The organism is Sphingobacterium tabacisoli, assembly GCF_017908035.1.
Classification (GTDB): domain Bacteria; phylum Bacteroidota; class Bacteroidia; order Sphingobacteriales; family Sphingobacteriaceae; genus Sphingobacterium; species Sphingobacterium tabacisoli.
This window is the reverse complement of record NZ_JAEQMU010000011.1, coordinates 14,201-27,693: the sequence shown is the minus strand read 5'-3', so window position 1 is coordinate 27,693 and position 13,493 is coordinate 14,201. Positions and strand designations below refer to the sequence as shown.

Below are 13,493 nucleotides of genomic sequence, written 5' to 3'. Positions count from 1 at the left end.
TATTTAATCCGCTGATTGGCGAGTACTATTTTTTAAAATATATTGACCTAGTGAAAGCAATGACTAGATTACCTTCGCATTGTTGTGCAATAGACTGACTAACTCGTCTACCTGGTCCTCGTTGACTAATGTCACGCTACCTCGCGCTGGAGGTGTAGCGTAGGACTTGATTTTGGTAAGCGGTTCGACAGCAATCGCTGCTATAACTTCTAGCGGTTTACTACGTGCACCCATGATACCGCGCATATTCGGAATTTTTGGTTCTGCAACTCCTTCAGCGGTACCGATTACAATCGGAAGAGATGCCGTAAGGACTTCTTTACCGCCTTCGATCTCACGTTCGACGCTCGCTTGACCATTGGTAACCTGTATGCCTTTGGCAACAGATACTGAAGGTATATGTAATAACTCGCCTACCATTGCTGCGATCTGTGCACTATTGTAGTCAATGGATTCACGACCAGTTAGAATCAGATCAAAATTATTATTCTTGGCATAGGCAGCAATTTGATTTGCTACAAACCAAGCATCGGATGCTGCTGCATCGACACGGACAGCATTGTCTGCACCTATCGCTAGAGCCTTGCGGATGGTAGGTTCGGTACTCGCATCGCCTACGGTAATCGTTGTAACCGAACCGCTGGCTGCTGCAGCGAGATCAACGGCTTTGGAAAGCGCAATCTCGTCATAAGGATTGACGATGTACTGTACGCCAGTTGTGTTGAACGCGGTATTTTCGTTGGTAAATGTTATTTTCGATGTAGTGTCCGGGACATTACTTATACATACTAATATCTTCATATACTAATCTTTTGGTTTTACATAAATAAATCTATTTGCACTCTATATAAATGCATGCTATAAGAACGGATTTTGAGTGATGGTTTACTTTACAGCAAATCATACTACAGTAAATCTACTGATTAACACTTAAGTTTACTTATCAAATATAGTCAATTTTATGTAAAATCCTATGCGGGCATAATATTGGTTTTCACTCAAGCCGCGAATGGCTCTCACTTTTTTCCGCAAAAAGTAAGCAAAAACTCATCGCTGAAAATTTTTGATACAACATCCGTGCTTCCCACTACTATTATCAAAAATTTGTAGGCGATAAAAGGAGTGATTGTGGGGTACTTGTTTTACTTAGTATTTCCTTACAAGCAAGATTATGTGATTCCAGAAGTGGTTGTACTTGTATGGGGTTATCGCGTTCTTTAAAGTATTAGAAAAGTAGTGTTTTGTTTTTTGATGGCCTTTGGTTTTCTTTGTAGATTATCACTAAATTTTAATACCGATGGATAGGATTGAGCAGCTTAAAGATTTTATAAAAGAAACACCACAGGATCCCTTCCTGCATTATGCGCTCACGATGGAGTACGTGAAACTTGGGGATGTTCAGAAAAGTAGAGAGGGCTTTGAAAGTATGGTTTCGACATATCCTGATTATGTAGGGACCTATTATCATTATGCAAAGTTTCTGGAGAAGCAGAATGAGAAAGAGTCTGCCGAAAAAATATACGAAGAAGGTATATTAGTTGCAAATCGAATGCGGAATAGACATGCTATGGGTGAACTGCAGTCTGCATTGAATCTCCTTCGTGGGATTGATGAAGACGACGATTATTAATTTCTGTTTCCTAGGTTCGAGATTTCTTGTTGAAAAAGATATAACGATTTAAATTTTAGACTAAAAGCGACTTCTTTGGCCCATGGGACGAGTTGACGTTCTAATCGACGGTTATTGTCCACCTGCTTTAATCTAAAAACATTTTTTTGGTACTGTTTTTGAAAGCTTTGGACAAAGGAGTACAAATGCGATTTTTTAACTATATATCAATAGCTTTAATAGTAACTGCTCTTTTTGTTGGTTGTATAAACAACAAAAAGAGAACTACAGCAAAAGACAAGCTGGAGAATATAGAGTTATTGGCCGCAAATATTGTGGGGGTATATGGAGGAAACCTTCCCTGTGTAGACTGTGATGCAATAAATACGTTGTTGGAGCTAAATCGGGATCATTCCTATACGCTGGTCTACACCTATGACGGTAAATCAAAGGATCAATTTGTGAAAGAAGGAAAGTGGGAAATAGATAAGAATAGGTTGATTCTGGATGGCGTAGATTATAAGTATAAAATCGAAAGCGAATTACTGGTGCAGCTGGATCTCTCCGGTAATGAGATAACGGGAGAACTGGCCGAAAGTTATCAGTTAGCAAAGAAAAAGTAAAAGAGGGATCTATTTTAGATCCCTCTTTTACTTTTTATCCATGTTCGCAGATTTCTTTTAATTTACCGACGACGTAGTCTATCTCTGCCTTGTTGTTCCATTTGCTGAAAGAAAAGCGCACAGAAGGCCGTTCGCTATCGGCTTTAATTCCCGTAAGTACATGCGAGCCTATATCTGACCCGGAGCTGCAGGCACTACCGCCTGAAGCTGATATCCCCATGATATCGAGGTTAAATAATAGGACATCTGCCATCTCTGTACACGGTAAAGACACGTTTAATACCGTATATAAGGATTGTTTGGGGTCTATACATCCATTTAACTGAATGTCGGGAATAGCTTTCCTTAATTCGTCTATCATGTAGCTTTTTAACTCCTGTATATAGGCATGGTGCTCTTCCATGTTGTTATAGGCTATTTCTAAGGCTTTTGCAATACCTGCAATACCATATATATTCTCGGTACCGCCACGCATATTGCGTTCTTGCGCCCCACCGTAGATTAATGGTTTTATTTTATTCTTGCCATTGATGTATAAGAAACCGACTCCTTTTGGACCATGAAACTTGTGGCCAGCTCCTGTGATAAAGTCAATTTTGAGTTCCGATAGGTTGTGCGGATAGTGTCCCATCGTCTGTACGGTGTCTGAATGTAACAGCGCATCGTAACGTTGGCATATCTCGGACACTTTATGTAGGTCGGTAAGATTGCCAATCTCATTGTTGGCCTGCATGATCGAGACGAAGCTACGGGGATTTTTTTGTAATAATTCCTCAAGATGCTGTAGGTCAATATGCCCTTCGCTATCTACACGAAGGAAATCCAGCTGTACTTTACCTGTTTTTTCCAATTCCTCTAGGGTATGGAGTACGGCATGATGTTCTATAGGAGACGTGATGGCATGTGTGATTCCAAAATCCTCGATAGATCGGACAATAGCCATGTTGTCTGCCTCCGTGCCACCTGATGTGAAGAAAATCTCCGAAGGGGAGGCATGCAGTAAGTTTGCAATAGTTTTTCTGGCCTTTTCTATAATAGTTTTTACCTGACGGCCGTGCGTGTGTATAGAAGAAGGGTTTCCAAAGTCATTTTGCATGGTTGCTACCATAACGTCAATGACCGCGGGGTCAATGGCAGTAGTAGCTGCGTTGTCTAGATATACTTGCATACTTACAAAATTAACTATTGTGTCTGTATTTATTTATAATTTTTTACGAACAGGTGCTGGAATCAGCAGTAATATTACACTAACTAGACTGCCTAGTAGTCCTAGATAGGCTAATAGGTCGCCATACCTTGTGTAGATGGTTAGCTCTTCGTTCAGATTTATTTCTTGTGTGAGTGCCGCAGGAACCCACCATTGAGTATGTTGTACAATGTCTCCACGTTGATTGATGAATCCTGATATTCCGGTATTGGCAGAGCGAGCGACCCAGCGTCTATTTTCAATAGCCCTTAGCTTAGCATAGGCTAGATGTTGGTCTTTTCCCGAAGTATTTTTCCACCAACCATCATTGGTGACAATGGCGATAAATTGAGCTCCCTTTTTAGTGTATTGGGCTACATACTCACCCCAGATGGATTCATAACAAATCACGGGAGCTGCCCCTATACCACTTTGACTGTAAAATACAGAAGGTTCTTTGTCATAGCCATAACCACCGGTAGTACCACCAAAATGTTCGAAAAGAGGCTTCATAAAGGAAAGAGCCCGACCAAAAGGCATCTGCTCTACACCGGGTACCAATTTGGACTTGTGGTAAAACTGTACTTTGCTAGAGCCATCGATCAATACTGCCGCGTTAAAGCTATCTAGGTATTTATTGCCAAAGGGGCGTGCAGTCAATGTCTTTTGATCCGAGTAGAGGAGGTAGCTCTCAATACCCGATAGGATATTGCCGTTATGGTATTTCTCTAAAAAAGAAACGCTTTTTTCGTAAGCAGGGTATTCTCTGAAATCTTCTTCATTGATACCGTTTCGGTCCGAAATAGCGGTCTCGGGCCATAGGAAAAACTCTGTATTGGGTTTGGCAACACTTGCCGAAAGTTCAAATAATTTGTCTAATTGCTGTTCAGGTGTGATAGAACCAAATTTCTGATAAGGGTCTATATTGGGTTGTACAACAACGACTTCTGAAGGATTAATGTGTTCTTCGTAGGTGGAGTATTGGAGCAGCGAAATTCCTATCGGTAATAATACGATTGTTAGGATGCCGATAATTAGCTTCTTTTGAGAAAATGCGGTTACCTTTTCTTTGTATTGCCAGTAGTACAGGAATGCAAAAATATTCGCTAACCAAATCCATAGTGTGCCACCGTATACACCAGTGATACTGTACCACTGCACCAATTGATGTACATTGGAGAGACCATTCCCTAGATTCATCCACGGAAAAGCCAAGCCCCAACTTTGATGCAGGTACTCATAGCCTATCCATAGGGAAACAAGACCTGCAAAACTAATGGCAATATGTCGGCGTTTGCGTAGCTGATAGTATAACCTAAAGACTAAGGCCATCAATAGGGGGGCGAGTGCAAAGGGAATCAGCGCAATGCCTAAGGATACTACGGCAGGAAGAAAGGCATTCATGGCATTAAATACCCAATAGATCGATGCGGTGTTCCAGACAAGACCTGTCAAGAAACTGACTTGAAATATTTTCGTTCCTTTTTTGCTGTAGTTGCCGCGAATGATATTTTCAACAGCGACTAATAGGGGGACAAACGCTACCAATAGCAGGAGTCCGGTATAAGGAACTGGTGGCCATGCAAGCCAAAGCATAAAGGCACTGAGTAGCGCCAGTAAATAATTTTGTTTCACGTGCTATACTATAACTGAGAGAGAATTTCGGCCTTTTTACTTTCGTATTCCGCTTGAGAAATCAATTGTTTGTCAAAGAGTCCTTTCAGTTTCTTCAGTTTTAATGTTAATTCATCCTCTTCTACCTCGATTTTTACGGGCGATGGTTCCGGTCTTTCGAATACAGGAGCAGGCTCTGCTTTGATTTCTTCAGGAACGACTACTGGGCGCTCGACGATCGGCTGTGTAGCTGGTGCTTCAAAAGCAGGCGTGATAGGAGCAGGGATTTCCCGCTTAGGCTCCTCGTATAGGTCACGGATAGGAACGACAGGCTTGACTGCAGGTGCGGGCTCCTCACTTTCAATTTTGACATTTTCCAATGCTTCCTTGATCAACTGATACAGCTTGCGCGCCTGTGTTTTGGGAATGTAATCTATGCTCAGGTTCTCTCCTGTAAATGGAATAACAGTGACTTTGGAGCCAAATATTTCTTCTTTAAAAGCAATATCCTTAATGTCTTTCCAAGAGAAAATCTCGAAGTTTGTAGCTAAGCCCAATTTCGTGAATTCACATAGAAAAATACGTTTGTTGCTGATAGCTATACTGTCCGGTAGTAAGGTTACAGCAGGTTTTTTTTGTAAAGCGATGTAACTAAGGGCCTCGCCGTGGGTCAGCATATCGACAATTTTGGTGTGTATTTTTTCTACAACTTTAAGGTCTTGTCCGTCTTGTATATACTTATCTAAACTCATTTCTTTATCCAATGATAGTGATCAATATGTAAACTAATCTGTTAGTAAACTTAACTAAAATGCGTTGTATTCACTAATGTGTAATAAAACTTTTATCCTGCCGATCAAACGGTTGGCCCTGCACTATTCTAATCCAGCTACGCAGAAGACAAATTCTCCCTTGACTGGATTGTTTTCGAAATAGGTCTTTAGCTCAACCAGTGTGCCACGCTGTGTCTCCTCGTAGATCTTGCTGAGTTCACGGGATATAGACGCTTGTCTTTCTTCACCAAAATAGGTGATAAACTCTTCGATGGTTTTGAGTAAGCGGTGCGGTGATTCATAAAAAATCATTGTTCTTTTTTCTTCAGCAAGTTGTTTCATACGTGTCTGTCTGCCTTTTTTGACAGGAAGAAAACCTTCAAAGCAGAACTTGTCATTAGGGAGTCCCGAATTGACCAGTGCAGGCACAAATGCGGTTGCCCCTGGTAGGCACTGTACAGTGATACCTTCTTTGATGGCCTCGCGTACCAGTAAAAAACCAGGATCAGAGATGGCAGGGGTTCCTGCATCCGAAATCAATGCAATCTGTTGTCCCTCTTTTAAAAAACGAATAATCTCAGCAACAGCTTTGTGCTCATTGTGTTGGTGGTGGGCAAAGACTTTTTTGTCTATGCCAAAGTGTTTTAATAAAGGAGCACTTGTGCGTGTGTCTTCAGCAAGAATTAGGTCAGACTCTTTTAGAATGCGTATTGCTCTAAAGGTCATATCTTCTAAGTTGCCGATGGGGGTAGGGACTAAGTATAGCATAGTCAAAGGTAAAGATTTTAAGGAAAAGGCTCAAAAAGTAATTTTTTGACGGAGAGACTTCTTATCTTTGCGACATAAAACTCAAAATATATGTTGCAGTTAAATTATATCCGCGAAAACAGGGATACGGTCATCGAAAGATTGGCTGTGAAAAACTTTAAAGATGTAGCTTTGGTTGATGAGATCATTAGCTTGGATGAACAACGCCGTCAGATTCAAAGTGAATCCGATGCGATTGCTGCAGAAGCAAATTCCTCCGCTAAGCAAATTGGTGATTTGATGCGTCAGGGAAAGAAAGAAGAAGCTGAATCCATTAAGGCAAAATCCTCGGGATATAAAGAGCAAATCAAAGAGTTTACAGAACGGTTGTCCCAAGTAGAGCAGGAGCTTAACAATAAGATCGTGCAGCTGCCTAATCTTCCGCACAGTTCGGTGCCGGTGGGGATAACTCCTGAAGAGAATGAGGTGGTGCTGACGCATGGTGATATTCCTGATTTGGGAGATACTAAGCTACCACACTGGGAGTTGTTGACTAAGTATGATATCGTAGACTTGGAGTTAGGTGTAAAAGTGACAGGTGCTGGTTTTCCAGTGTATAAAGGTAAGGGAGCCCGTTTGCAACGTGCTTTGATCAATTACTTTTTGGATCAGGCAGGTGCTGCAGGGTATACGGAAGTAGAAGTTCCGGTTTTAGTAAATGAAGCTTCTGCTTTCGCAACAGGACAATTGCCGGATAAAGAGGGACAGATGTATCACGTGACAAACGATGACTTTTATTTGATCCCTACGGCAGAGGTGCCGGTAACGAATCTGTACCGCGATGTAATCGTAAAGGAAGAGCAGTTTCCAATCAGACATTGTGCGTATACGCCTTGTTTCCGTAGAGAAGCAGGTTCTTACGGAGCGCATGTACGCGGTTTGAACCGTTTGCACCAGTTTGATAAAGTTGAAGCCGTTCAGATTGTGCATCCAGAGAAATCGTATGAGGTTATTGAGGAAATGAGTAACTATATTCAGGGATTGTTGCAGAAATTAGAATTACCTTACCGCGTGCTTCGTCTTTGCGGTGGCGATATGAGCTTTACTGCGGCGCTAACCTATGATATGGAGGTTTACAGTGCAGCGCAAGAGCGTTGGTTGGAGGTGTCTTCTGTTTCTAACTTTGAAACTTATCAGTCCAACCGATTGAAAGTACGTTTTAAAAATGAGGACGGTAAAATGCAACTGGCGCATACATTGAATGGTTCAGCATTGGCCCTTCCACGTATCGTAGCATCTATTTTAGAAAATAATCAAACGGATAAAGGAATTAAAATTCCTGCAGTCTTGGTGCCTTACACCGGATTTGAATACATAGATTAAAAGCATTCATAAAAAAAGCGAGCCTAGGCTCGCTTTTTTTATGAATGCTTTTCTTTATCTTTCCATTGCTGTGCGAATGATTTCTTAGGAAAATCGGGTAACGCACGTTTGTCGCCCCAAGCTTTCTTGAAAAAATTACGCATGAAGAAGTTTTTGAATTTCCCTCCAAAAAAATCAAGCAGGCGACGCTTTTGAATCATGTAAGCAAAGCCTTTCCACATACGCTTTTCGTTTGCCGTAATGAGGTTTTCTTGAACGGCATCTCTTCTGTTGTGCAACAGCATATTGTGTATGTCGATGCCTACAGGGCATACTTCGGTACACTTGCCACATAGACTGGAGGCATAAGAAAGGTGTTTGAATTCTTTCATACCATTCAGGTGTGGTGATATTAATGAGCCAATAGGACCTTGGTAGGTTGTTTCATAGCTATGTCCTCCAATATTTTGATATACAGGGCAGACATTGAGGCAGGAACCACAGCGTATACAGTATAGCCCTTGGCGTTGTTCTTTCTTTTCTAAAAGGTCGGTACGGCCATTGTCTAGGAGAATGACATACATCTCATCGGGGCCATCCGTATCGGTATCCATTCTTGGGCCGCTCAAGATGCTGTTGTATACGGTCAGATTTTGACCTGTTCCATGTGAAGCAAGTAAAGGCCAGAATAAATCGAGATCCGAAATGCTGGGTATGACCTTTTCTATGCCGACAACGGCAATATGTATCTTCGGAAATGTTGTGGTAAGACGGGCATTGCCTTCATTCTCAGTGATAGCAATACTTCCCGTATCAGAAATCAGGAAATTGGCTCCGGTAATTCCGATATCTGCACTCGTATAGTGTGATCGAAGTAGCTCACGTGCCTTCATGGTCAATTGCTCAGCAGTAGCATCTAGAGGAGTGTCAAATTTTTCGTGAAATAGCTTCGCGATGTCCTCTAAGCTTAGGTGCATGGCAGGAGTCACAAAGTGATACGGCCTTTGATCGAGCAACTGGATGATGTACTCACCTAGATCGCTTTCTATAGTCTCTACGCCTTTTTGCTGGAGGAAGTGATTGAGCTCTATTTCTTCGGTAGCCATGGATTTGGATTTTATTACGGATTTAGCTTGGTGCTTCTCCATTATTTTCCAAATTTCCTGACGGGCCTCCTCTGCATTGTTTGCCCAGATGACCTTACCACCGTTGTGGGTAAAGTTGGCTTCGAAATCCAAGAGGTACTTGTCCAGGTTTTCCATTACGCGCCATTTTATCAGATTGGCCTTAGTTCTGGAGTTATTTAAATCCATAAACTTACTTTTTCCTTTTTCAAAAGCCACCTCGTATTTGTCAATGTTGTTATTGATGATTTCGCGGTGACGAAGGTCAAAGGATTTTGTCGTGCTATCTTTTAAAAATTTCTCTGCAACGTTTTGAGCCATGTGGTAAAACTACTCTTTTTTTTCTGAAAGTGTATATTTTAATTGACACGATAATGCGCTTTCGTGCCCGTTTTTATAGGGGTTAACAAAAACTCCCGCTGTATTATAGCGGGAGTTTTTATTATGCTTTAATGTTTAAGGCAAGACTCAGTTCCTCGAGTTGAGCCTGGTCTATTTGGGCTGGAGCATCAATCATGACATCTCGGCCCGAATTGTTTTTTGGGAACGCTATAAAGTCACGTATTGTTTCTTGTCCACCCAATATCGCTGTAAGACGATCCAAACCGAAAGCTAAACCGCCATGTGGAGGAGCTCCGTATTGAAATGCATTCATCAAGAACCCAAATTGTTCTTGTGCCTGATCGGCCGTAAAACCAAGATGTTTGAACATCAAGGCTTGTGTTTCTTTGTCGTGGATACGGATAGACCCACCACCGATTTCGTTTCCATTCAGTACCAAGTCGTACGCATTGGCTCTGACTTTACCCGGATCGGTATCGAGTAGGTGCATGTCCTCTTTCTTAGGAGAGGTGAATGGGTGGTGCATTGCATGAAAGCGGCTGCTATCTTCGTCCCATTCCAATAACGGGAAGTCGACTACCCATAGTGGAGCAAATTCATCGGGTTTACGTAGGCCCATACGGTTGCCCAGTTCCATGCGCAATGCGCTCAGTTGTGCACGTGTTTTATTGGCAGGTCCTGATAATACTAGGATAAGGTCTCCGGTATTAGCACCAGTAGCTTCGGCCCATTTTTTCAGATCCTCTTGGTCATAAAATTTATCTACCGAAGATTTGAACGAACCATCAGCTTCGCACTTGACGTAAACCATGCCCAATGCTCCTACCTGAGGACGTTTTACCCAGTCGATTAGACCATCTATTTCTTTACGTGTGTAGCTGGCAGCCCCGGGTACCGCGATACCAACGACAAGTTCTGCGTTATTAAACACCGCAAATTCTTTGTGCTGTGCTACGGTATTCAATTCGCCAAACTCCATTCCGAAACGGATATCCGGTTTGTCGTTACCATATTTGCGCATCGCCTCGTCGAAAGTCATACGTGGGAAAGTGTCGATATCAATATTGTGAATTGATTTTAATAAATGTCTAGTCAGTCCTTCAAATACATTTAAGATATCTTCTTGTTCAATGAAAGACATTTCGCAGTCGATCTGCGTGAATTCCGGTTGACGGTCTGCACGAAGATCTTCATCCCTAAAGCATTTTACAATCTGGAAATACTTGTCCATACCGCCGACCATCAATAGCTGTTTGAAGGTCTGCGGAGATTGCGGCAGAGCGTAGAATTGTCCAGGGTTCATGCGTGAAGGTACCACAAAGTCACGTGCACCTTCAGGTGTAGACTTAATAAGGTATGGTGTCTCTATCTCGCAGAAGTCAAGGTTGGAGAGGTAGTTTCTGACCGATTGGGTTACCTTATGTCGGAATAATAGACTATTCTTGACCGGATTGCGGCGGATATCAAGATAACGGTATTTCATACGGATATCTTCACCGCCGTCAGTCTCATCTTCAATAGTGAAAGGAGGGAGCTGTGCTTCGTTCAAAATTGTCAGTTCAGTGACTAGAACTTCAATTTCTCCTGTAGCAAGATTTGCATTTTTGGACTCGCGCTCGATGACCGTTCCTTTTACTTGAATAACATATTCGCGGCTTAACGACTTTGCCAACTTCATTACTTCAGTGGAGGTGCGTACTTCATCAAAAATAAGCTGTGTGATTCCATATCTGTCCCGAAGATCTACCCAGATCATAAAACCTTTATCCCGGCTCTTTTGAACCCAACCCGAAAGCGTAATTTCTTTGTTGACATCGGCTACACGTAGCTCGCCACAATTATGACTTCTATACATTATATAAGGTAAAAACTTAAAAACTAAAATTATGCCAAGGGTGGTATCTCGTAACACCGATGGCTAATGTGCAAAATTATTGGATTTGAAGGAGAATAACGAATGATGGGCAATTAATAATTTCAAGTTTTAGCACCTACCACTTTGCCCCACAATTTTCGAAAAAGTGTCTTTTTTTTGAGGTTTTTGAAGATTGGTGTTACTTGTTGTGCTACTGCCGCTTATAAAATATTGATTTTTGGATTTTATTGATAATCAGCAATTAGGTGCCTTTTTTAGCATTCAGCGTACTTTTTTTAGGTGCTTTGTAGATTAAGTTCTATGTGGAAAACTTTTTTGTGGGGGATTGTGGGGGATTGTGGGGGAAAGTGTATACTTTTACATTTGAAATATAATTTAGCATAATTAGTTCAATGATTCAGCTCATCGGAGAATTCGAATGTAAGTTGGACGCCAAAGGTAGATTGGTGGTTCCCGCTGCGCTCAAACGGCAATTGCCGGATGTGGAGCAGGAGGGGCTTATTGTGAATAGAGGTTTCGATAAGAATCTTGTTATTTATACGCGGGAGGAATGGGATAAACAAGCTGCTAAGATTTCAAAGTTGAATACGTTTAATGCGAAGAACAGGGAGTTTGTCCGTCAGTTTATGCGGGGGGCAACTATTTTGTCTTTGGATTCGGCAGGGCGAGTGTTGTTGCCGAAGGTGCTTTTGGATTATGCGAATATTGAGGGGGATGTAGTGTTGGCTTGTCAGTTTGATAAAGTGGAGGTGTGGCCGAAAGCGGTGTACGATGAGAAAATGGATCTGGGAGATGGGGAGGATTTCTCTGCATTGGCTGAGGAAGTGATGGGTAGTTTAGATTTTGGAGGTTTAGATGGCTAGCGAAGAAGTATATCATGTTCCGGTTATGCTCCACGAGTGTATGGAGGGGTTGGCTATTAAGCCAGATGGTGTGTATGTGGATGTGACTTTTGGAGGTGGTGGGCATTCGCGGGAGATTTTGAAGCATCTTGGGCCAAATGGTCGCCTGGTTGCTTTTGATCAGGATCCAGATGCACTACGAAATAAAATTGATGACGAACGTTTTGTGTTGGTTCATCAGAATTTTAGGTTTTTGAAAAATTCTCTCCGTTTGGAGGGAATCCGGCAAGTGGACGGTATATTGGCAGATTTGGGCGTTTCGTCGCATCAATTTGATGATGCAGAACGTGGTTTTTCCATTCGTTTTGATGCGGATTTGGATATGCGGATGGATCAGGTGTCGGATTTGGATGCGCGGAAGGTGCTGAATACGTATTCGGAGGAAGAGCTGCACCGGATTTTTGGGATGTACGGGGAAGTGCAGAATGCAAAGTCTTTAGCGAAAACCATTGTGACAGCACGCTTGACAAAGTCTATCGAGACTGTTGCTGAGCTTAAAGAGGTTATAAAGAAGATGGTTCCCCGTGGAAAGGAACATAAATATCATGCGCAGGTTTTTCAGGCTTTGCGTATCGAAGTGAATAAAGAGCTGGAAGCATTGCAGGAGTTTTTGTTGCATACGATTTCAGTGTTGAAGCCTGAGGGTAGATTGGTTGTGATGTCTTATCATTCGTTGGAAGATAGGCTGGTCAAGAATTTTATGCTGAAAGGTAAGTTTAAGGGTGAGGTGGAGAAGGATTTTTTCGGAAATGAAATCAAGCCGTTTAAAATTGTGACGCGTAAGGCGATTACAGCATCGGATACAGAGCTTGCTGAAAATAACAGATCAAGAAGTGCGAAGTTGAGGGTTGCTGAAAAGCTGACCTAGGGGAGGGTGACAATAATGGCGTTTGACGGAAGTCGGGCGTGTAAAATAAATAAGGATGTCTAGAAAAAACACGATACGTAATCAGGAGTTGAGTGAAGATGTTCAAGAAGAAATGTCTGATGCGGTAGAGGAAAAAGTAGAGGAGACGCAGGATTTTATCCGAACAATTTTTTCTCCAGGTAGAATTTCTACTTACTTGGTTACAAAGAATCTGCCCTTTGTAGCTTTCTTGGTTTTATTGACATTGATATATATATCAAATCGGCATCTGGCCGAGCGTACGGTGAGGCAGATCGATCGGTTGGGTAAAGAAGTGAAAGAGTTGAGTTGGGATTATAAGTCACTTTCTGCGGAGTTGATGAAGTTGACAACACAGACGGAGATTGCAAAGAGGGCGGATACCTTAGGTTTGAAAGAGCGTACGGAACCGCCTATAAAACTAGAAGTTTTAAAAGAAAAAAGATAGG

General features: G+C 42.0%; 13 protein-coding genes. 6 read left to right on the top strand and 7 right to left on the bottom strand.

The window, feature by feature from the left end:
* Positions 1-63 precede the first annotated feature (63 nt).
* Positions 64-801: an electron transfer flavoprotein subunit beta/FixA family protein gene (locus tag JKG64_RS22610; protein WP_210356525.1), complete on the bottom strand. Its 738-nt coding sequence runs from the start codon at positions 799-801 to the stop codon at positions 64-66.
* Positions 802-1,297: 496 nt separating this feature from the next.
* Between JKG64_RS22610 and JKG64_RS22605 the strand changes: the two genes are divergently transcribed.
* Positions 1,298-1,630, top strand: coding sequence for a tetratricopeptide repeat protein (locus JKG64_RS22605; protein ID WP_210356524.1), 333 nt, complete (start codon positions 1,298-1,300; stop codon positions 1,628-1,630).
* Positions 1,631-1,815: 185 nt separating this feature from the next.
* Positions 1,816-2,232 (top strand): copper resistance protein NlpE, encoded by a 417-nt coding sequence (locus JKG64_RS22600; protein WP_210356523.1) that lies wholly within the window; start codon positions 1,816-1,818, stop codon positions 2,230-2,232.
* A gap of 34 nt (positions 2,233-2,266) precedes the next feature.
* Here the strand turns inward: JKG64_RS22600 and JKG64_RS22595 are convergent, their stop codons facing one another.
* The 4 genes from JKG64_RS22595 to rsmI form a co-directional block, all read right to left on the bottom strand.
* Positions 2,267-3,400, bottom strand: a complete 1,134-nt coding sequence (locus JKG64_RS22595; RefSeq protein WP_210356522.1) for a cysteine desulfurase family protein — start codon at positions 3,398-3,400, stop codon at positions 2,267-2,269.
* A gap of 33 nt (positions 3,401-3,433) precedes the next feature.
* Positions 3,434-5,053 carry an apolipoprotein N-acyltransferase gene (gene lnt / locus JKG64_RS22590; RefSeq protein WP_210356521.1) on the bottom strand — a complete coding sequence of 540 codons (1,620 nt, stop codon included), beginning with the start codon at positions 5,051-5,053 and terminating at the stop codon, positions 3,434-3,436.
* 8 nt (positions 5,054-5,061) lie between these two features.
* Positions 5,062-5,784 carry a PH domain-containing protein gene (locus JKG64_RS22585; protein WP_210356520.1) on the bottom strand — a complete coding sequence of 241 codons (723 nt, stop codon included), beginning with the start codon at positions 5,782-5,784 and terminating at the stop codon, positions 5,062-5,064.
* A 123-nt stretch (positions 5,785-5,907) separates the two neighbouring features.
* Positions 5,908-6,573: a 16S rRNA (cytidine(1402)-2'-O)-methyltransferase gene (gene rsmI / locus JKG64_RS22580; RefSeq protein ID WP_210356519.1), complete on the bottom strand. Its 666-nt coding sequence runs from the start codon at positions 6,571-6,573 to the stop codon at positions 5,908-5,910.
* Between the two features lie 90 nt (positions 6,574-6,663).
* Here rsmI and serS point away from each other — a divergent pair, with 90 nt between their 5' ends.
* Positions 6,664-7,935, top strand: a complete 1,272-nt coding sequence (serS, locus tag JKG64_RS22575) for a serine--tRNA ligase (protein ID WP_210356518.1) — start codon at positions 6,664-6,666, stop codon at positions 7,933-7,935.
* Positions 7,936-7,973: 38 nt separating this feature from the next.
* On the opposite strand, the gene JKG64_RS22570 is transcribed toward serS, so the two are convergent.
* Both JKG64_RS22570 and aspS read right to left on the bottom strand, forming a co-directional pair.
* Positions 7,974-9,359 (bottom strand): LutB/LldF family L-lactate oxidation iron-sulfur protein, encoded by a 1,386-nt coding sequence (locus tag JKG64_RS22570; RefSeq protein WP_210356517.1) that lies wholly within the window; start codon positions 9,357-9,359, stop codon positions 7,974-7,976.
* A 121-nt stretch (positions 9,360-9,480) separates the two neighbouring features.
* Positions 9,481-11,235 (bottom strand): aspartate--tRNA ligase, encoded by a 1,755-nt coding sequence (aspS, locus tag JKG64_RS22565; RefSeq protein WP_210356516.1) that lies wholly within the window; start codon positions 11,233-11,235, stop codon positions 9,481-9,483.
* Positions 11,236-11,648: 413 nt separating this feature from the next.
* Here aspS and mraZ point away from each other — a divergent pair, with 413 nt between their 5' ends.
* Genes mraZ through JKG64_RS22550 form a run of 3 tightly spaced genes read left to right on the top strand, consistent with a single transcriptional unit; the run spans position 11,649 to position 13,492 of the window.
* Complete coding sequence (gene mraZ / locus JKG64_RS22560) at positions 11,649-12,119, top strand: division/cell wall cluster transcriptional repressor MraZ (protein WP_133582511.1); 471 nt, start codon at positions 11,649-11,651, stop codon at positions 12,117-12,119.
* The gene (rsmH, locus tag JKG64_RS22555; protein WP_210356515.1) at positions 12,112-13,026 is read left to right on the top strand and encodes a 16S rRNA (cytosine(1402)-N(4))-methyltransferase RsmH; all 915 of its coding nucleotides are present in this window, start codon (positions 12,112-12,114) and stop codon (positions 13,024-13,026) included. The genes mraZ and rsmH overlap by 8 nt, the downstream gene beginning before the upstream one ends.
* Before the next feature lie 55 nt (positions 13,027-13,081).
* Entirely contained in the window at positions 13,082-13,492 is a 411-nt protein-coding gene (locus tag JKG64_RS22550; RefSeq protein WP_210356514.1) for an FtsL-like putative cell division protein, read from the top strand.
* The last annotated feature ends 1 nt before the right edge of the window (position 13,493 follow it).